The sequence below is a fragment of the Streptomyces sp. NPDC058401 genome, assembly GCF_042722885.1.
Lineage (GTDB): Bacteria > Actinomycetota > Actinomycetes > Streptomycetales > Streptomycetaceae > Streptomyces.
In genome coordinates this window covers 1-18363 of the sequence record NZ_JBHXKA010000022.1, presented here as the reverse complement: position 1 = coordinate 18363, position 18363 = coordinate 1, and the positions used below count along the sequence as shown (strand labels likewise).

At 74.9% G+C, this 18363-nt stretch carries 16 protein-coding genes; 4 read left to right on the top strand and 12 right to left on the bottom strand.

Annotation, left to right across the window (positions count from 1 at the left end):
- Positions 1–176: 176 nt before the first annotated feature.
- Complete coding sequence (locus ACFWNV_RS11065) at positions 177–1610, bottom strand: PLP-dependent aminotransferase family protein (RefSeq protein ID WP_383943897.1); 1434 nt, start codon at positions 1608–1610, stop codon at positions 177–179.
- A gap of 46 nt (positions 1611–1656) precedes the next feature.
- Here ACFWNV_RS11065 and ACFWNV_RS11060 point away from each other — a divergent pair, with 46 nt between their 5' ends.
- Positions 1657–2145: a carboxymuconolactone decarboxylase family protein gene (locus tag ACFWNV_RS11060; RefSeq protein WP_383943895.1), complete on the top strand. Its 489-nt coding sequence runs from the start codon at positions 1657–1659 to the stop codon at positions 2143–2145.
- 31 nt (positions 2146–2176) lie between these two features.
- On the opposite strand, the gene ACFWNV_RS11055 is transcribed toward ACFWNV_RS11060, so the two are convergent.
- From ACFWNV_RS11055 to ACFWNV_RS11025, 7 genes are all read right to left on the bottom strand, one after another.
- Complete coding sequence (locus ACFWNV_RS11055; protein ID WP_383943893.1) at positions 2177–2683, bottom strand: hypothetical protein; 507 nt, start codon at positions 2681–2683, stop codon at positions 2177–2179.
- Positions 2684–2750: 67 nt separating this feature from the next.
- Positions 2751–3944, bottom strand: a complete 1194-nt coding sequence (locus tag ACFWNV_RS11050) for a hypothetical protein (RefSeq protein WP_383943890.1) — start codon at positions 3942–3944, stop codon at positions 2751–2753.
- Between the two features lie 3 nt (positions 3945–3947).
- Positions 3948–4352 (bottom strand): hypothetical protein, encoded by a 405-nt coding sequence (locus ACFWNV_RS11045; protein WP_383943887.1) that lies wholly within the window; start codon positions 4350–4352, stop codon positions 3948–3950.
- Positions 4342–6048 carry a hypothetical protein gene (locus ACFWNV_RS11040; protein ID WP_383943884.1) on the bottom strand — a complete coding sequence of 569 codons (1707 nt, stop codon included), beginning with the start codon at positions 6046–6048 and terminating at the stop codon, positions 4342–4344. The genes ACFWNV_RS11045 and ACFWNV_RS11040 overlap by 11 nt, the downstream gene beginning before the upstream one ends.
- Before the next feature lie 135 nt (positions 6049–6183).
- On the bottom strand, positions 6184–7173 hold the full coding sequence (locus tag ACFWNV_RS11035) for a malate dehydrogenase (RefSeq protein ID WP_383943881.1): 990 nt from the start codon (positions 7171–7173) through the stop codon (positions 6184–6186).
- A 226-nt stretch (positions 7174–7399) separates the two neighbouring features.
- Positions 7400–7990 (bottom strand): DUF3017 domain-containing protein, encoded by a 591-nt coding sequence (locus ACFWNV_RS11030; protein ID WP_383943878.1) that lies wholly within the window; start codon positions 7988–7990, stop codon positions 7400–7402.
- Positions 7980–8843, bottom strand: a complete 864-nt coding sequence (locus tag ACFWNV_RS11025; protein ID WP_383943875.1) for a bifunctional methylenetetrahydrofolate dehydrogenase/methenyltetrahydrofolate cyclohydrolase — start codon at positions 8841–8843, stop codon at positions 7980–7982. Before ACFWNV_RS11025 ends, ACFWNV_RS11030 begins: the two co-directional genes overlap by 11 nt.
- A 361-nt stretch (positions 8844–9204) precedes the next feature.
- On the opposite strand from ACFWNV_RS11025, the gene ACFWNV_RS11020 reads away from it, so the two are divergent.
- Positions 9205–9840 (top strand): hypothetical protein, encoded by a 636-nt coding sequence (locus tag ACFWNV_RS11020; protein WP_383943872.1) that lies wholly within the window; start codon positions 9205–9207, stop codon positions 9838–9840.
- Positions 9841–9884: 44 nt separating this feature from the next.
- On the opposite strand, the gene ACFWNV_RS11015 is transcribed toward ACFWNV_RS11020, so the two are convergent.
- From ACFWNV_RS11015 to purN, 3 genes are all read right to left on the bottom strand, one after another.
- Positions 9885–10775: a helix-turn-helix transcriptional regulator gene (locus ACFWNV_RS11015; protein ID WP_383943869.1), complete on the bottom strand. Its 891-nt coding sequence runs from the start codon at positions 10773–10775 to the stop codon at positions 9885–9887.
- Positions 10776–10965: 190 nt separating this feature from the next.
- Positions 10966–12546, bottom strand: a complete 1581-nt coding sequence (gene purH, locus ACFWNV_RS11010; protein WP_383943866.1) for a bifunctional phosphoribosylaminoimidazolecarboxamide formyltransferase/IMP cyclohydrolase — start codon at positions 12544–12546, stop codon at positions 10966–10968.
- Positions 12547–12578: 32 nt separating this feature from the next.
- Positions 12579–13202: a phosphoribosylglycinamide formyltransferase gene (gene purN / locus ACFWNV_RS11005; RefSeq protein ID WP_383943863.1), complete on the bottom strand. Its 624-nt coding sequence runs from the start codon at positions 13200–13202 to the stop codon at positions 12579–12581.
- Between the two features lie 262 nt (positions 13203–13464).
- Here purN and ACFWNV_RS11000 point away from each other — a divergent pair, with 262 nt between their 5' ends.
- Positions 13465–14160: a hypothetical protein gene (locus ACFWNV_RS11000; protein WP_383943860.1), complete on the top strand. Its 696-nt coding sequence runs from the start codon at positions 13465–13467 to the stop codon at positions 14158–14160.
- Positions 14161–14169: 9 nt separating this feature from the next.
- Here the strand turns inward: ACFWNV_RS11000 and ACFWNV_RS10995 are convergent, their stop codons facing one another.
- Positions 14170–15927 (bottom strand): DUF6350 family protein, encoded by a 1758-nt coding sequence (locus ACFWNV_RS10995; RefSeq protein WP_383943857.1) that lies wholly within the window; start codon positions 15925–15927, stop codon positions 14170–14172.
- Between the two features lie 119 nt (positions 15928–16046).
- On the opposite strand from ACFWNV_RS10995, the gene ACFWNV_RS10990 reads away from it, so the two are divergent.
- Complete coding sequence (locus ACFWNV_RS10990; RefSeq protein ID WP_383943854.1) at positions 16047–18311, top strand: helix-turn-helix domain-containing protein; 2265 nt, start codon at positions 16047–16049, stop codon at positions 18309–18311.
- The last annotated feature ends 52 nt before the right edge of the window (positions 18312–18363 follow it).

Genomic DNA, 18363 nt, shown 5'->3' with positions numbered 1-18363 from the left:
GCCCGGCGCTCCTGGGGCTCCGCCCCAGGCCCCGCTCCTCAAACGCCGGAGGGGCTGAATTTCCCAGACCACCGGCGGTCGCACAATCCAGCCCGTCCGGCGTTTGAGGACCGGGTCCGGGCGGAGCCCGGGGAACGGTGGAAGGGCGGGTAGGGGACAGCCCCGCAGGGCACCCGTCACGGCAGGGATGCCACCAGCGCCGTCAGCGTGGGCGCCCACTCACTCTGGGACGGCGTCCCGAAGCCCACGACCAGCGCCTCCCGCGGAGCCATCACCGCCTCCGGATGCCGGAAGAAGGACAGCGGCTGCAGCCCCAGATCCTGCCAGGCGGCCGACCGCAGCGCGGCCCGCTCCCCGCCCGGCGGCAGATCCAGGACGGCGTGCAGCCCCGCCGCGATGCCGGAGACCGCCGCCCGCTCCCCGACTGCCGCCACCAGCTCGTCGCGGCGCCGCCGATAGCGCAGCCGCATCTCCCGCACGTGCCGGTCGTACGCCCCCGACCGGATGAACTCCGCGAGCGTCAGCTGGTCCAGCGCGCTGGAGCTCCAGTCGGTCCGGCCCTTCACCGCGAGCACCTCCTCCATCAGCGGCCCGGGCACCACCATCCAGCCCATGCGCAGCCCCGGCGCCAGGGATTTGCTCGCCGTGCCCAGGTACACCACCCGGTCCGGGTCCAGTCCCTGGAGCGCGCCGACGGGCTGGCGGTCGTAGCGGAACTCCCCGTCGTAGTCGTCCTCCAGGATCAGCCCGCCCGTGGACCGGGCCCAGTCCACCGCCGCCGCCCGCCGCCCGGGCGTCAGCGCGGCGCCCGTCGGGAACTGGTGCGCCGGCGTGAGCAGGACCGCCCCCGCGCCGCAGCCGGCCAGCTCGGTGGTGCGGGCCCCGGCCCCGTCCACGGCCAGCGGCCGCGTGCGCAGCCCGGAGCCGGTCAGCAGCTCCCGGTGCACGTCCAGCCCGTACCCCTCCACCGCGATCTCCCTGATCCGCCGTGCCCGCAGCAGCCGCGCGAGCAGCAGCAGGCCTTGGCCGAAGCCCGCGCACAGCACGATGCGCTCGGGGTCCGCGTACACCCCGCGGGCCCGCGCCAGGTATCCGGCGAGCGCCTCGCGCAGCTCCACCCGGCCGCGCGGGTCCGCGTACCCGAAGGCCTCGTTCGGGGCCGCCGTCAGCGCCCGCCGGGCCGCCGCGAGCCAGGCGGTGCGCGGGAAGCCGCCCAGGTCGGGGGAACCGGGCTGCAGGCTGTACGAGGGCTGCGCGCGCACGGGGCGCCGTACGGGCACGGCCGCCGCGGGACGCCTCGCCCCGGCACCGGCACCGGCACCACCGCCGCCGCCGCCGACCCGGGCCCGCTCCGCGACCCGGGTCCCGGAGCCCCGGCGTGCGGTCAGCCAGCCTTCGGCGACGAGCTCGGCGTAGGCCTCGGCGACGGTGTTGCGGGCGATCCCGAGGTCCGCCGCGAGGGACCGCGAGGAGGGCAGCCGGGTCCCCGGGGCCAGCCGCCCGCTGCGCGCGGCTTCGCGCAGCGCCTCGGTCAGCCCGGCGCGGACACCGCGTCCGGGGACCGGTTCCAGATGCAGGTCGGCGCCGAAAGTGGCCCACGATTCCGTCATGGATATGGACCATATACGTGGGCCGCCCGACTCCTAGGCTGATGCCATGACCCACACGGAGAAGGCACCCGAACACACCCCCCGCATGCAGCTCGCGAAGCTCGCCCCGGAGTTCTACAAGGCCGCCGTGGCCCTGGACGCGGCCGCCGCCAAGGGCTTGGACCCGGCGCTGGTCGAGCTCGTCAAACTGCGCGCCTCGCAGATCAACCACTGCGCGTTCTGCATCGACATGCACTCCAAGGACGCCCTCGCTGCGGGCGAGGACGTGGAGCGGCTGCTGCTGCTCGGCGCCTGGGAGGAGTCGCGGCACTTCTACACGGAGAAGGAGCTCGCCGCGATCGAGCTGACGGAGGCCGTGACCGTCCTGACCGACGGTTTCGTTCCCGACGAGGTCTACGAGCGGGCCGCGAAGCAGTTCGAGGAGAAGGAGCTGGCCCAGGTGATCGCTCTGATCGCCGCGATCAACGTCTGGAACCGCATCGGCGTCACCACCCGCCTGACCCCGGGGCACTACACCCCGGGAATGTACAAGTGATGGTTCCCGCCCCCTGAGGAGTGTTCCCCGGTCAGGAGCGGTGCAGTGAGGCGTGGATGCGGGCGATGGCCCGCAGCACCTCGTCCCGGTTCCCGGCCCGCTGCATCCACGCGGGCAGGCGGGCCACCACGGTCGCCTTCCGACCGTGGTCGTGCCGGGGGATCCCCTCGCGCAGGGGCGCCCGCACGAACCGCCGGATCAGCTCCAGGTGTTCCGGACCGTAGGCCCATACCCAGCCGTGCCGGGTCTCGGCCTGCAGCCACAGCCGAGCACCGAAGTACGGGTCCGTGGCCGGCCCGCCCCGGCCCCGGTACAGGGCCGGGCCTCCACCGCTCCGGACCTTCGCCGTCCCGCAGTTCCGGCAGACGAGGCGCCTCGGCGCGAAGAGGTCCCGGCCGTGCCCTCCGACCGGCTCCGGACCCGCCACGACGTGCGCGACCTTGTCACAGCCGGGACAGCGCACGAGGACCGACGCGAGGAAGTCGTACGTCGTGCTGCGCGGGTCCCGGAACCGATGGCCGGCGGAGATCGGACTCATCGGTCCAGTATGCGAGCCGTGCACCGGGAGCCGCCCTGCCGGTCCCGGTGGCCCGGTGGTCCCCCCGTCAGCCGCCCGTGGGGCGGAAGGCGGTCAGGGCGGCTTTGTGGTGGGCCTGGGTGAGTGTCCAGTCGGCCGCGGGGCCGGCCGTCAGGACGGCCCACTTCTTGTCGTCCGCGGCGACGAAGACCCGTTCCACGCCGCGGCGCCGGCCGTGCGATTCCGCGCTGTCGTACTCGTAGACCAGCTCGCCGCCCTCGGGGGCGCCCGGCGCCGGTCCGACCCGGATCTCCTGGTAGCCGGTGGTCTGGGCGCGCAGGTAGGTGGAGGCGCCCTGGACCGCGGCGAGCGGGGTCAGTTCGGGCTCGCTCACCTGGAAGACCTGGATCAGGGCGGTGCGGTCGGGAGAGCGGTAGAAGACCCCCGAGGCGGCTTCCTCGCGGAGCCACCCGGCGGGCACGGCGACGGTGAACCCCTTCGCGTCGCGCACGGTCTCGTGGGCGGTATCGCCGGCGCTCGGGCTCGGGCTCGGCGTGGGGGTCGGGCTGCCGCTGCCCGTCGGCGACGGGGAGTCGGTGGCCGAGGGGGTAGGTGACCCCTCGCCGCCCGATACGGGGACGGAGGCCGTCGGCCCCGCCTGCGGGGGCTGCTCGCCGGTGTCCCGCGCCACGAACCACACGGCGGCGGCGCCGATCGCGAGCGCGGCCACCGCGACGGCCGCCGTGGTCGGCGTCAGCCACCGTCCGGCGGCCCGCGGGGGCGGGGGCGGGGGCGGTACGGGGTACGCCGGCTGTACGGGCTGCGGGTGCGGATAGGTGGGGTACGGGTAGCGGTACGCGTCCTGCTCGGACGCCGCCGGGCCGTACCCGCTCGGGCCGTACTCCCCAGGACCAGGCTGTGGGGCCGGTTCGTAGCCGGGGGCGGGGGCGGGGGCCGGAGCAGGGCCTGAGGCCGGGTCGTAGCCCGGAGCCGGACCGGAATCGGAACCGGATGCCGCGCCCGGATCGTGTCCCGGGGCAGAGCCGGGCGCCGGAGGCGGACCCGGGACGGGTTCGTACCCCGACGGCGGGGCCGCCGGGCCAGGTGCGGGCGCCGGAGGCGGCCCCGGGGCCGGTTCGTACCCCGGCGGCGGAGCCGGCTGCGCGGGCGGGCCCGGGGTCGGGGCCGGGTTCGCGGGCGGCGGGGTGGGGACCGGCGCCGCGGGGTCCGTGACCCAGCGCTGGGTGGCGGGGTCCCAGCGGGGGGCGTTCTGCGGGGGCACGGGTCAGCCTCCCAGGGAGGTCAGGAGCCCGGCCAGCGCGGTGGCTGCGCTGACCGAGTCCACCAGCGGAGCCCACCGCTCCAGGGCCCCGCGGAGCCGGGGGACCAGGCCGGGCCGGATCTCCTCGGCCCCTTCCAGTCCCTCCGCGACCCCGTCGAGTTCGGCGTCGAGCGCCGCCCTGTCCGCACCGCGCGGCAGCCGTACGAGGGCCGCGCGCAGCTCCAGTACGGCGTCGAGGAGGGCCTGCGGCCCGACGGTGTCCGCCCCCGCTCCCCCGTGGTGCACGGTGTTGGTGTTGCTGCTGCCGCCGATGCTGAACGCGCTGCCCGCCACCTCGCCGATGCGGACCGCGGGCTCCTGCCCGGCCGCGCCCGTACCCGTACCCGTAACGCCGTCTTCAACTGCCACCGGTACTCCTCTTGATCTTGGTGCTGTTGGTGTTGTTGCTGCCGCCGACGCTGAAGGCGCTGTGGTTCACCGACTGGATGAACACCCCGCCCTCGGCGACGTTGACCGCGCGCTGCGCGAACTCCTCGGTGTGCCAGCCCGCTTCGTGCAGCGCGACGACGACGCCCCCGACGACCCGGTCCTGGATGGTCTTCAGGAAGCGGTCGAGGTCCATCAGGTGGAACAGCGAGCCGTTGTCCTCGGAGGCCAGGTCGCGCACCGACACCCGCGGCCCCTCGGGCCGGGCCCCTCCGTGGCCGCCGGTGACGATCCGCCACCAGCTCGCCAGGCCGCGGCCCAGCGTGGCGGCGGAGGCCACGAGGGAGCCGGGGGTGTTGCGCAGGGCCCAGACGGCCTTGCCGAACCCGTTGTTGTTGCGGTAGCGCTGGGCGTCCGCGTCCGCGTTGTGGAAGTCGGTCCGGACGGGCAGCAGCACGTGCGGGGCCACCTCCAGCATCATCATCCCGCCCTGCGTGTGGACCCGTACGAAGACGGTGACGACGAGGTTCTCGTCCCAGCCGCCCACCCGCACGCGCAGGAAGTGCCGGCGGCGCTCGCCGCCCTCCTCGATGGCGGCGGCCCGCTGCTCGCCGAACTGGCCGTGCACCACCTGTGCGGTGTCCCGGTGCGGCAGCCCGCCCGCGGGCAGGAACACGCACTCGTCCAGGACCAGTTCGCGCAGCCGGTCGCCCACCGCGGCGGCCTGCTCCGGGGAACCGTGCGGGGAGGGCACCCGCAGGGCTTCCAGCAGCGGCACGATCCGCGCCAGGATGTGGGAGTTGGTGACCGGGACGGGCTTGCGGTCGGGGCCGAGGTCCTCGCGCGGGCGCAGTTCCACGGACAGCTGCCAGGGCCGGAAGGGATCACCCGCCCCGCAGAACGGGTCGTTGACGTCGTACATGATCATCGGCGCGTGCTGCTCGGCCCTGATGCGCTGGCGGACCCGCTGGAAGCGGGCCCCGTCGGCCGCTTCGGCCGGGTCGTTCGCGTGGTCGGCGTAGCGGCGATCGGCGAGTTCGGTGGCGATGGTGCGGAAGACGTGTCCGCGCTGGAGCCCCACGACGGTGACCACCCCGGCGAAGACCACCGGCAGCCACCACAGGACGGCCGTGCCCTCGACCTCCCCGCCCGTCGGGGCGAACGGCAGGGCGCCGCTCCCGCCCACCGCGTCCATGACGCCGAACAGTGCGAACCCGCCGACGCCGAGCACGAGCAGGAGGACGGCCAGCGCCCACCAGACGTAGATCCGCAGGATCACGGACAGGAAGCGCAGCACCGGGACGTTCCGGGCGCGCAGCCAGTCGGCGAGGCTCAGCAGCAGGAAGGGCGCGATCAGCACGGCGAGGACGCCGCCCGTGAGCAGGGAGCCGACGAACCAGGCTCCGAGCACTCCGGCGGCCCAGCCGAGTTCGGCGCGGCGGGCGCGCAGCGCGTGGGCGAGGACCCGGGAGGCGTCGTAGCCGTAGGAGGGGGCGACGATCCGTTCCTCGTGGACGTACAGCTCGTCGATGACCCGGTCGCGGTACCCGGCGTCGAGGTACGTCCCCGCACACAGGAAGCGGCCGGCCTCGCTGAGGGAGGGGTGCACCGGGGGGCGGCCCGCGGAGGGACCGGCCCAACTGCCGCCGGACTGCTGGGGAATCGCGTTCTCGGTCACCGACCGACCCTAGGGTTCCCCTCCAAGCGGCGACAGAAAGATTCACGCCAAACGCCCCGGCCAGGTTTGGCCGGGGCGCTTCGGTGTTCGTACCGCTCGTACGGGGGCCTGCGCGGCCGGGCCGTACGGAACCGATCAGATCAGGCCGAGCTCGCGCACCGCGTCGCGCTCCTCGACGAGCTCCTGCACGGACGCGTCGATGCGCGCACGGGAGAACTCGTTGATGTCCAGGCCCTGGACGATCTCGTAGCGGCCGTCCTTGGTGGTGACCGGGAAGGAGGAGATGATGCCCTCCGGGACGCCGTAGGAGCCGTCCGACGGGATGCCCATGGAGGTCCAGTCGCCCGCGGCGGTGCCGTTGACCCAGGTGTGCACGTGGTCGATGGCGGCGTTGGCGGCCGAGGCGGCCGAGGACGCGCCGCGGGCCTCGATGATCGCCGCGCCGCGCTTGGCGACGGTCGGGATGAACGCGTCCGACAGCCAGGCCTGGTCGTTGACCAGCTCGGCGGCGTTCTTGCCGGCGATCTCCGCGTGGAAGATGTCCGGGTACTGGGTCGCCGAGTGGTTGCCCCAGATGGTCAGGCGCTTGATGTCGGAGACGGCGGCGCCGGTCTTGGCGGCCAGCTGCGAGATCGCGCGGTTGTGGTCCAGGCGGGTCATCGCGGTGAAGCGCTCGGCCGGTACGTCCGGGGCGGCGGCCTGCGCGATGAGCGCGTTGGTGTTGGCCGGGTTGCCCACGACGAGGACCTTGATGTCGTCCGCGGCGTGGTCGTTGATGGCCTTGCCCTGCGGCTTGAAGATGCCGCCGTTGGCGGAGAGCAGGTCACCGCGCTCCATACCGGCGGTGCGCGGGCGGGCGCCGACCAGCAGCGCGACGTTGGCACCCTCGAAGCCCTTGTTCGGGTCGTCGAAGATGTCGATGCCGGCGAGCAGCGGGAAGGCGCAGTCGTCGAGCTCCATGGCGGTGCCCTGGGCGGCCTTCATGCCCTGGGGAATCTCCAGAAGACGGAGCTTGACCGGCACGTCCGCGCCGAGCAGGTGGCCGGAGGCGATGCGGAAGAGCAGCGCGTAGCCGATCTGGCCGGCGGCGCCGGTGACGGTGACATTCACGGGAGTGCGGGTCATGGCCTTCTCCGTTAGACAGCTGGCGGTGGGGCGTCCCTGCCCCATGTGCTGGGAGGACGCCGCTCCGTGGCCCAGTAAATCTTGACGTGAAGAGACATCCGCCGTCAGGCTATCCGACCCAGGAGCACCCCAATCCCCCGCCCCGTGTGGCGCGGGGCACACGGGGCGTCCGGCGGGGGCTCCCGAGGGCCTGGTGCCCTGACCGGAACTACCGGGACTACCGGAACTAGCGGACCGTGAAACGGACCGCGGTCTCCAGGAAGGGGAGGTTCAGCCACGGCCCGGGCTCCATGACCAGTGCGAGCAGCGTGATCGCCACGCCCAGCAGGCCGTACGTGACCATGTCCGTGAAGCGGGACCGCACCGCGAGCATGCCCACGGAGGGCAGCAGCCGGCGCATCACCGAACCCGCGATCATCGCGATCCCGATCAGCAGGCAGCCGCCGCGCGGGTGGCCCATCGCGGTGAGCAGCAGTCCGGCCGCCGTCGCCGCGAGGACGGCCAGCATCGGCCACTGCCGGGCCGGAGCCGGAGCGTCGCCGGGTGCGGCCCGGCCGCCGCCCTCGGGACGCGCGGTGTCCAGGGTGACGGAGGGGAAGCGGCGCGACCTGGCCCCGTCCTGCTCCTCGGTGTCCTCGGCCCCGGGCCCCGGGGTCCGCCCGCCGTCGGCTTCGCCCTTCCTGGCCCAGCTCGGCACCGGGCGGGAGGCCGCGGAGGCGGCGGCTGCGGCGGGAGCGGGGGCCTGGACTGGTTCGGGGGCGGTGCCGGGGACGGTGCCGGGCTCCGGCTCCCGCTCCCGCTCCCGCTCAGCCGGCACGGGGAACCGCCCGCTCGGCGGCCTCGACCACGTTGACGAGCAGCTGCGCCCGGGTCATCGGGCCGACACCGCCCGGGTTCGGGGAGATCCAGCCGGCCACGTCCGCGACCCCGGGGTGCACGTCCCCGACGATCTTGCCGTTCTCGTCGCGGCTGACGCCGACGTCGAGCACGGCCGCGCCCGGCTTCACGTCCTCCGGCTTGACCAGGTGCGGCACGCCGGCCGCCGCGACGATGATGTCCGCCTGGCGCAGCAGCCCGGACAGGTCGCGGGTACCGGTGTGGCACAGGGTCACGGTCGCGTTCTCGGACTTGCGGGTGAGCAGCAGGCCGATGGACCGGCCGACGGTGATCCCGCGGCCGAGGACGACCACGTGCGCGCCGTTGATCTCGACCTCGTGGTGGCGCAGCAGCTGGACGATGCCGTACGGGGTGCACGGCAGCGGGCCCGGCTCGTTCAGGACCAGCCTGCCGAGCGACATCGGGTGCAGGCCGTCGGCGTCCTTCGCCGGGTCCATGAGCTCCAGGACGCGGTTGGTGTCGATGCCCTTGGGGAGCGGGAGTTGCACGATGTAGCCGGTGCACTCCGGGTTGGCGTTCAGCTCCCGCACGACCTCCTCGATGTCCTCCTGGGAGGCGGTCGCGGGCAGTTCGCGCTGGATCGAGGCGATGCCGACCTCGGCGCAGTCCTTGTGCTTGCCGTTGACGTACCAGCGGCTGCCCGGGTCGTCGCCGACCAGCAGGGTGCCGAGGCCGGGGGTGATGCCCCGGGCCTTGAGCGCCGCCACGCGGGCGGTCAGTTCGGACTTGATCGCGGCTGCGGTGGCCTTGCCGTCGAGAATCTGGGCAGTCATGGACCCATCCTCCCGGATGGAGCGCCCGCGGATCCAGTCGCGGCCCCTTCGCCCCGCCTTCGTCCGGCCTCCGCCCCGCCTTCGTCCCGCTCTCGTCCCGCCTCCGCCCCGCCTTCGTCCCGCCTCCGCCCGCCCTCGCCCCGCCCTCGCACCTCCTTCGTCCCGCATTCGTCCCGCATTCGTTGCACTTGCACAACAAGTGCCGGGTGGAGGGCGTCCCCGCTGGACAAGCCCGGTCCGGCCCGACGACGATGCGGGGAAAGTAGTGCCGCGGGCAGTGCCGGGGGGCGGGCCGCACGATTTGCAGCGACTCCTCCGCGCGTGCCGTGCGTCCCCGCACTTCCACGGAGGAACACCCCAGATGAGCTTCGGCGACCCGAACAACCCGTACGGGCAGCAGCCGCAGGGCGGCCAGCCCGCCTACGGCTACCCCCCGCAGGCCCCCCAGGGCATCCCGGCCCAGGGCGGCTACGCCTACCCGCAGCAGGCCTACCCCGGCGTCCCCGGCTACCCGGGCTCGCCGATGCCGATGCCGGGCGGGGTCAAGGGGGCCCGGGTCATCCTCTTCATCCTCGGCATCCTCACGGCCCTCGGTGGCCTGGCCCTCGCCGTCATCGGCGGCGTGTTCGCCTCCGAGTTCGACTCCGGCAGCTCCTCGTCGGGCGACGCGGCCGCCGCCCTGGGCATCGGCTTCGTCTTCGGCGGCATCGTCCTCCTCGGCTTCGCGCTGTGGCCGATCCTGACCGCCGCCAAGCTGGGCAAGGGCCGCGGCGGCGTCCGGGTCTCCGGCATCATCTACGGCTCGATCCAGACCTTCTTCGCCCTGGCCGGCCTGATCATCAACCTCGTGACGCTCAGCGGCATGCACGAGTCCGGCGGCGCCCCCCTGCTGCTCTCGGTCGTCCCCGGCCTGATCTCCCTCGGCCTGGGCCTGTGGATCCTCATCGGCCTGGCCAACTCGGCCGCCGGCGAGTACTTCCGCCGCCCGCAGTACTGACCCACGGCCGGGTCACCGGTGTGCGCCGCAGCCCTCAGGGGCCCCTACGGCCGCGCACCGGTGAGCACGGCGCCCGGATCCGGCGTCTTCGCGGCGAGGATCCGCAGGGCCGCCTCCGAGGGGGAGCCGGGCTCGGCGGTGTACATGATCAGGGTCTGGTCGGGGTCGTCGGGCAGGCTGAGGCTCTCGTAGGCGAGGGTGAACTCCCCGGCCTCCGGATGGCGCAGGTGGTAGCCGCCGTGCGTCTTCTCCCGCACCTCCTGGAGCTCCCACAGGCGCCTGAACTCGGCGCTGCGTTCCGAGAGTTCGGCCACCAGCCGGGCGAAGACCGGATCCTGCGGATGCCGGCCTCGGTCCAGCCGGAGGTAGCCGACCAGATCGCGGGCCTTGGTCTCCCAGTTCACGAAACGGCCGCGCGTCTCCTCGTGCAGGAACACCAGCCAGGCCTTGTTGCGCTGCTCCTCCGGTACCGCCGAGAAATCGGTGATCAGCGTGGCGAACAGCGGGTTCCAGGCCAGGACGTCGGTGCGGCGGCCCACGATGAAGGCGGGCGTGCCGGGCATCGACCCCAGCAGCTGGAGCAGGCCCGGCCGCACCCGCTGCACGGCCGGAGCGGCCGTCGCGCGGGAGGCTCCGGACGCCGTGCGCACGAGGCGGTGGAGGTGGCCCGTCTCGGTCTCGTCCAGCCTCAGCGCGGTGGCCACGGCTCCCACCACGGCGTCCGAGACGTTGGCGGCGCGGCCCTGCTCGAAGCGCACGTAGTAGTCGACGCTCACGCCCGCGAGCCGGGCGAGCTCCTCCCGGCGCAGGCCCGGTACCCGGCGGCGCTCGCCGAAGGTCCGCAGCTCCACGTCCTCGGGCCGCAGCCGGGCCCTGCGGGAGCGCAGGAACTCCCCCAGCTCGCTCTTGCCGTTCCCCTGGTCCGACTGCGCCACGGCCCCTCCCCCGTTGGTTCTGCCCCTGCGGTCATTAGACCAATGGCCGTGCCACGGCCTGCGTGAGGGGGCGGCGTGACGGGCGCGGCCGCACACGCGGCGAAGGCCGCGACCCGCAGGAGTGCGGGGCGCGGCCTTCGCCGTGTACGTCAGGCGTCAGGCGTCAGGCGTCAGGCGTCAGCCGTCAGGCTCAGTGGAAGAAGTGCCGGGTCCCGGTGAGGTACATCGTCACGCCCGCCGCCTTCGCGGCCTCGATGACCAGCTCGTCGCGCATCGAACCGCCCGGCTGGACCACGGCCTTGATGCCGGCGGCCGTCAGGATCTCCAGCCCGTCCGCGAAGGGGAAGAAGGCGTCGGAGGCGGCGTACGAGCCCTGCGCGCGCTCGGCGCCCGCCCGCTCGACGGCCAGCTTCGCGGAGTCCACGCGGTTGACCTGGCCCATGCCGACGCCGACCGAGGCGCCATCCTTGGCGAGCAGGATCGCGTTGGACTTGACGGCCCGGCAGGCCTTCCACGCGAAGGCGAGGTCGGCGAGCTCGTCGGCGGAGAGTGCCTCGCCGGTGGCCAGCGTCCAGTTCGCCGGGTCGTCGCCCTCGGCCTGGACGAGGTCGCTCTGCTGGAGCAGCACGCCGCCGGAGATCGGCTTCAGCTCGGCCGGCTGGTGCGGGGTGCCCGCCACCTTCAGGACGCGGATGTTCTTCTTCTTCGCGAGGACCTCGACGGCGCCCGGCTCGAAGTCGGGGGCGACGATGACCTCGGTGAAGATCTCGGCGACCTGCTCGGCGAGCTCGACGCTCACCGGGCGGTTGACGGCGATGACCCCGCCGAAGGCTGAGGCCGTGTCGCAGGCGTGCGCCTTGCGGTGGGCCTCGGCTACGTCCTTGCCCACCGCGATGCCGCACGGGTTGGCGTGCTTGATGATCGCGACGCAGGGCTCTTCGTGGTCGTAGGCGGCGCGGCGGGCCGCGTCGGTGTCCACGTAGTTGTTGTAGGACATCTCCTTGCCGTGCAGCTGCTCGGCGTTGGCGAGCCCGCCCGGCTGCCCGTCCGTGTACAGCGCGGCCGCCTGGTGCGGGTTCTCGCCGTAGCGGAGGGTGGACTTGCGCTCCCAGGCGCCGGCCAGGAACTCGGGCAGTACGGCCTCCGGCTCGGGGGCGTACGCGTTCGTGAACCAGGAGGCCACGGCCACGTCGTACGCGGCGGTGTGCTGGAAGGCCTCGGCCGCGAGCCGCTTGCGGGCGGTGAGGTCGAAACCGCCGCCCTGGGCGGCGGCGAGCACGGCGTCGTAGCGCGCCGGGCTGGTGACCACGGCCACCGAGGGGTGGTTCTTGGCGGCGGCGCGGACCATCGAGGGGCCGCCGATGTCGATCTGCTCCACGCACTCGTCCGGGGTCGCGCCCGACCGGACGGTCGCGAGGAACGGGTAGAGGTTGACGATCACCAGGTCGAAGGGCTCGACGCCCAGCTCGGCGAGCTGGTTGCGGTGGTCCTCCAGGCGCAGGTCGGCGAGGATGCCGGCGTGCACGCGCGGGTGCAGGGTCTTGACCCGGCCGTCCAGGCACTCGGGGAAACCGGTCAGCTCCTCGACCTTGGTGACGGGCACCCCGGCGGCGGCGATCTTCGAGGCGGTGGAGCCGGTCGAGACGAGCGCGACACCCGCCTCGTGCAGACCGCGGGCCAGCTCTTCCAGTCCCGTCTTGTCGTACACGCTGATGAGCGCGCGCCGGATCGGGCGCTTCGACGCGGCGAGGTCCTCGCCCTCTGCGGTCACGGTCTCTACGGTCCCTGCGGCCTCTGCGGCGGTCACTGGATTGTTACCTTTCGTCCCTCGATGCGGTAGCCGTGCCGGGCCAGGCGCCCCACGACGTCGACGAGCAGCTCGCGCTCGACTTCCTTGATCCGCTCATGGAGAGCGGCTTCGTCCTCTTCGTCCCTGACCTCGACCACACCCTGGGCGATGATCGGACCGGTGTCCACGCCCGCGTCCACGAAGTGGACGGTGCAGCCGGTGACCTTCGCGCCGTAGGCGAGGGCGTCCCGTACGCCGTGGGCGCCCGGGAAGGCCGGGAGGAGGGCGGGGTGCGTGTTGACGAACCGGCCGCCGAAGCGGCCGATGAACTCCGGCCCGACGATCTTCATGAACCCCGCCGAGACCACGAGGTCCGGCGCGTGCGCGTCGGTGGCCTCCGTCAGGGCGGCGTCCCACTCCGCGCGGCTCGGGTACGCCTTGACCGGGCACACGAAGGTGGGGATCCCGGCCTTCTCGGCGCGCTCCAGGCCGGCGATGTTCTCGCGGTCGGCTCCCACGGCGACGACTTCGGCGCCGAAGCCCTCGGGTCCGCCGGGGTGGGCGTCGATGGCGTCGAGCAGGGCCTGGAGGTTGGTGCCGGATCCGGAGACCAGCACGACCAGGCGGGAGGCGGCCATGGGAGGCCCTTTCTCGTCGAGCGGGGGCGCCTCCCGGAGTGAAGCGGGGGCGCGTCGTTCGTCTTGTGCGATCGCATGAAACTTCGGGTACCCGAGATACGGGGGACCCTACGAAGCCACCGACCGCCTGCAACGATACCGGCACACGGGACGGCCCCCGAGGGACGGGGGGACGGGTGGGCGGTAGCGTCTGGCGTACACGCCGTAAACAGGCCTCGGACGTCCCAGCGGCGTCCACGACACAGGGGATGAAACACACCCGATGCCGGACCGCCCCCAGCCCGACCGCCCCACCGACGACAACCCCTTCGCGGCGCCCCCGGAAGGCCGGCCCGACCAGCTCTGGGAGCCGCGCGCCGGCGGTGACGACGGCGACCCGCAGAAGCCAGGGTCGGGACCGGGTGCGGACCCCGGGACGGGACCGGCGCGCTGGGACCCCACGGACCCGATCCAGCGGCGGGCGCGGTACGCGCTGCTGGCCGGCATGTGGGGCTTCTTCTTCGGGGTCTTCGGCATCCCCTCGATGGGGCTGCTGCTGGGCGCGCTCGCCCTGTACTGGGGCATCAGCGCACTGCGCGGGGTCCCGGTGAAGCCGTCCGGGGACGGGGAGCAGCCCGCTCCGCGCACCGCGGGGGCCTCGGCGGCGGACGTGGGCACGGTTACGGGCCGGGGGCCGGGTACGGCTCCGGACGCCGGTGCCGCCGCGGCTGCCGGTGCGGCCAAGGGCGGACTGTCGGCGCTGGGCGCCGCCGCCCGGCCCCAGCGGACGGCGGCGGTGAGCGGCCTGGTGACCGCTTCGCTGGCGATCCTGCTCGCGGTGTCCTCGTACGCGGTGCAGCTCACGTACAAGGACTTCTACGTCTGCAAGCAGGACGCCCTCACCAAGGCGGCCGAGCTGCAGTGCAACGACCTGCTGCCGGACAACTTCATCGGGAAGATGCTCGAGGTCCAGCGGTAGCCGGTCGGGCTAGTCGGTCCGGGCGGCCTCCGGGCCGGGGAGTGCGGCCGGTTCGGCCGGTTGGGCCTGTACGGGGTCCGCTTCCGACTGCTGCTGCGGCGGCTGCGGCTCCGCCGTCGTGCCCGTCGGGGGCTTCCGGCGCGTCAGTACGCGGGCTCCGCCCACCGGCGGCACGAGCGGCGCAGGGGGCGCCGGAAGGGGCGCTCCGGCCTCCGCGAGCGCCCCGGGTACGGGCGCGAGCGCGGGTGCGAGCGCCGTCTCCGGGGGCGGCTCCGCGGGCAGCGCGGGGATCGGGATCGGGGTCAGGTCCAGCTTGAGGCCGGGCATGACCAGCACGGGGCGCTTCGGCGGTGCGGACACCGGCCGGGCCCCTTCCTCCCGGGCCGGGGGCGGCACGTCACCCTCCGGCCCCGTCGGCGTACCGGAGAAGTCCGGGATCAGCGTGCCCGCCGCACGGCGCAGGGCCGCCCAGCGGACCTCGCGTACGCCGCTGTCGTGCCAGGCGTCCCCGGAGCCCTCACCACCGGCCAGGCCCTTCGCGGGCCGGTTCCGCCAGGCGTGCACGGTGACGGCCAGCGGGACCGCCAGGACCAGGGTCCAGCCCAGGGCCGCCCCGCCCGCCTGCCACCACACGGGGCCGAAGGCGGCCAGCTCCCGGGAGCCGAGGGGCCCCGCCGAGGCCGCGGCGAGCGCGGCCGTCGCCAGGGCGCACACCAGGGCGCCCAGGGCCGCCGTGAGCGCGGTCTCCCCGTACGAGACCTCACGGGCCCGGCGTACCGCGAACCAGCCCACCGCCAGCCCGGCCACCACCGGTACCGCGCCGACGGCCCAGGTCAGCGGCGTGCCGGTCCCCGCCCCGGGCAGCGCCGCGAGCAGCGGGAAGCCCGGCAGCGCGGGCGAGCCGGCGAAGCCGAGCGGGGTCGCGGCGGCTCCGGTGCCCAGCGCGAAGCCGGGGCCGAGCGCGTAGGAGGCACCCCAGACGACGGCGTTCGGGATCAGCGCGAGGGCCAGCAGCAGCACCGCGAAGCGGCCCGACCAGACCCCGGTCAGCGCCGCGAACGAGCCCTGCACCTGCGACCCGTGCCAGGCCAGCGAGGCACCGACCAGCAGGGCTCCGCCGCCGAGGAGCACCAGCACCCCGGCGGCGCCGGCCCGCAGCGCGAGGGCGTAGCGGGGCCGGGTGAGCCGGCCGGGCAGCTGCCCGAGCGGCCGCCCCCGGGACTCCCAGACCCCGCCGGCGGCGGCGAGGGCGGCGACGACCGGGAGGTGCCAGGCGGCGCTGAGCGGGTCGGCGGGCATCGGCCCGGCGGCGGCGTACACCACGGCCAGGGCGCCGACCCCGAGGTAGCCGCAGAGCACGGCGGAGAACACCACGCCCGCGGGCAGCGGCTCCGCGCCCCGGTCCTCCTGCGCGGCGCTGCCCAGCCGGGCGGCCCGCCGGATGAGCAGGGCGGGCAGGGCCACCAGCAGCAACGGGGTCAGGCCGACGGGGGCGGGCACCCCGGAGAGGGTCTCGTAGCGGACGAGGTCGGTCCCGTGGGCGAGCAGCCAGAGGCCCGCGGCGAGGTGCAGGGCGCCCCCGGGGCCGCTGTCGGGGTAGGGGGAGCTGATCCACAGCACGATGACGAGCACGGCGAGAAAACCGAGCCCCAGCACTGCGGCGACGGCGCCACCCACGACACACGCGGCGGCCGCCGGTGAACGGCGCCGTACGGGGGCCCTTGGGGGCGTGGGCAACGAGGTCCCGCGTTCGGTCACTTGGGTCACCCCGCCATGGTGCCAACGACACGCGCTATGGGCGGGTAACAGGCGAATGACCGTGGTGTCGCTCAATATACGTTTATGTACTTTTTCGGTCAGGGCGTCCGGGTCGCGGGGAGTGTGGCATGACACAAAGCGTCACGGAGCTGGGCCTCCCCACCCCGAAGGAACGCCGGCGCCTGCGCGAAGCGGCCGACCTGACGCACGAAGAGGTCGCGGCGGCAGTGGGCGTCACCTCGAACACCGTCCGCTCCTGGGAGACCGGGCGCACCCACCCCCGGGGCCGCAAGCTGGAGGCCTACTCCAAGCTCCTGACCCGCCTCTCGGCAGACGAGTCCGCCGCCTCCACCCCCTCGGGCCCCACGTCCCGAACCGACGGCTCGGCCTCCCCGGACCGGCCGGGGCAGCACGGGACGGGCCCGGACACCGACCGGGGCCGCGGCCGGGGCGACAGCCCCGCGGACGCCCCGGGTGCGCCCGGGCGGGCCGGGACGGGCCCGGGCACCGACCGGGACCGGGGCGACAGCCCCGGCACCGCCTCGGGCACGCCCGACAGGACCGGGCAGCACGGGACGGGCCCGGGCACCGACCGGGGCCGGGAAGACAACGCCGCCACCGCCTCGGGTACGCCCCGCACCGGCTCCGACCCCGCGCAGAGCCGGGGCGGCAGCGCCGCCGCCGCCACGGGTTCGCCCGCCCGGGCCAACGGCGCCGCTGCGCCGCAGGGCGGCGCGGCCACCGCATCCGGACCCGCCGGGGCGGACGCGGACGCGGACTCCGACACCGACGCGGCATCGGCTGCGGGCAATGCGCCGGACGCTGGGGTGGCAACCGGACGCGCTCCGGCGGATGCAGACGCGGCGTCAGCCGCCGAGGCCGCCGAGGCCGCCGAAGGCGCCGAAGGCGCCGAGTCCTCCGACACCTCCGAAGCCCCCGAGGGCCGCTTCGGGCTGCGCATGATGCGCGGGCTCACCCGGCCCGTCGGTGCGCAGACCCGGCCCAAGGCAGCCGTCAAGCGGGCCGCGAAGCCCCCCGTCGGGATGCCCCGGCACGAGGCCAAGTCCCCCGCCAGAGCCGGAGCCGCCGCGAGCGGCAACCACGGCGGAGGCGGCGGGGGCCGCTCGGCCCTGCGCCCCGGCAGCCCCCTCCCCCCGGACACCGGTGCCGCCAAGGACGCAGCCGCTGACACCGGCTCGGGCACCGGGGCGCAGTCCGAGCCGCGCTCGGGGAAGGCCGCCGCGCGGAACACCGGCACGGGCCCGGCGCACCCGCAGCCCGCCGGAGCGGACGCCGAAGCCGCCACCCGGACGAGCGGCACCGGGCCGGGCTCCGGCCCGGACCCCGCGTCAGCGGCCGGGAAGGCCGCCGGGCCTGACACCGCATCGGACACCGCATCGGGCTCGGGAGCGGACCGCGCGACGGGCACCGCACCGGACCCGGCGCCGGCCGGCCAGGCCACCGCACCGGCCGGACCCGGGGCGGACCCCGGCACGCCGGGCAGCCCGCCGGCGCAGGCCGGTACCGCCCCCCAGGACGCCCCCGGCCCGGACGTCGGCGAGGACGCCCCGGCCACGACGGCCACGCCGTCGGCCGCCTTCGACGCCCTCTACGAGCGCACCGCCCCCGCCCTGGCCCGCCAGGCCTACCTCCTCACCGGCCGCCGCACCCTCTCCTGCGAGGCCGTGGAGCGCGCCTTCCAGCAGGCGTGGGAGCGCTGGCCCGAGGTCGCCACCGACCCCGATCCGGTCGGGTGGGTGCGCTCGGCGACTTACGAGTACGCGCTCTCCCCGTGGCACCGGTTCCGCCGGTCCCACCGGCACCCCGACAAGCCCCCGGCCGACCCCGCGGACCGCGTCCTCCTGGACGCGATGCTCGCGCTGCCCCCGGCCCACCGCCGCACCGTACTGCTCTACGACGGCGTCGGGCTCGACCTCCCGGACACCGCCGCGGAGACCGAGGCGTCCACGCCCACCGCGGGCAGCCGGCTCGTCAACGCGCACGCCGACCTCGCCGACCAGCTCCCCGAACTGGACGGCGTAGCGCCCGCGAAGCAGTCCGCGGTGCTGCGCGAACGGCTCGGCGCGCTGCGGCCCGCCGGCCCGCTGGAGCCGCGCGTGGCAGCCGCCGTACGGGTGGCCGGCGAGCACCGCAACCGGCTGTGGACGCGTGCGGTGGTCGGGGTGACGGCCGTCATCGCGGCGGCGACGGCCTACACCTGGGTGACCGCCCCCACCGAGTACGAGCCTCCGCGCGCCCCCGGCGCGAGCGTGTCGGGCGTACCCCCGCACAGCGGCCCGCAGCAGCTCACGGACGAGGGCCGGCAGCTCCACGACAAGCTGCTGTCCGACCCGTCGGCCGGCCCCTCCCGGATCGGGCCGAGCCTCGAATAGCGGGCGTCCCCCGCGTACGGAAACGGGCGTGGCCCGCACCCTGTGAGGGGTG

Excerpts from the sequence above, each read along its gene's own strand:
- ACFWNV_RS11025 (WP_383943875.1), bottom strand. The coding sequence starts at position 8,843 with ATGACTGCCCAGATTCTCGACGGCAAGGCCACCGCAGCCGCGATCAAG.
- purN (WP_383943863.1), bottom strand. The coding sequence starts at position 13,202 with ATGGCCGCCTCCCGCCTGGTCGTGCTGGTCTCCGGATCCGGCACCAAC.
- ACFWNV_RS11020 (WP_383943872.1), top strand. The coding sequence starts at position 9,205 with ATGAGCTTCGGCGACCCGAACAACCCGTACGGGCAGCAGCCGCAGGGC.
- ACFWNV_RS11065 (WP_383943897.1), bottom strand. The coding sequence starts at position 1,610 with ATGACGGAATCGTGGGCCACTTTCGGCGCCGACCTGCATCTGGAACCG.
- ACFWNV_RS11035 (WP_383943881.1), bottom strand. The coding sequence starts at position 7,173 with ATGACCCGCACTCCCGTGAATGTCACCGTCACCGGCGCCGCCGGCCAG.
- ACFWNV_RS11060 (WP_383943895.1), top strand. The coding sequence starts at position 1,657 with ATGACCCACACGGAGAAGGCACCCGAACACACCCCCCGCATGCAGCTC.
- ACFWNV_RS11000 (WP_383943860.1), top strand. The coding sequence starts at position 13,465 with ATGCCGGACCGCCCCCAGCCCGACCGCCCCACCGACGACAACCCCTTC.
- ACFWNV_RS10990 (WP_383943854.1), top strand. The coding sequence starts at position 16,047 with ATGACACAAAGCGTCACGGAGCTGGGCCTCCCCACCCCGAAGGAACGC.
- ACFWNV_RS11055 (WP_383943893.1), bottom strand. The coding sequence starts at position 2,683 with ATGAGTCCGATCTCCGCCGGCCATCGGTTCCGGGACCCGCGCAGCACG.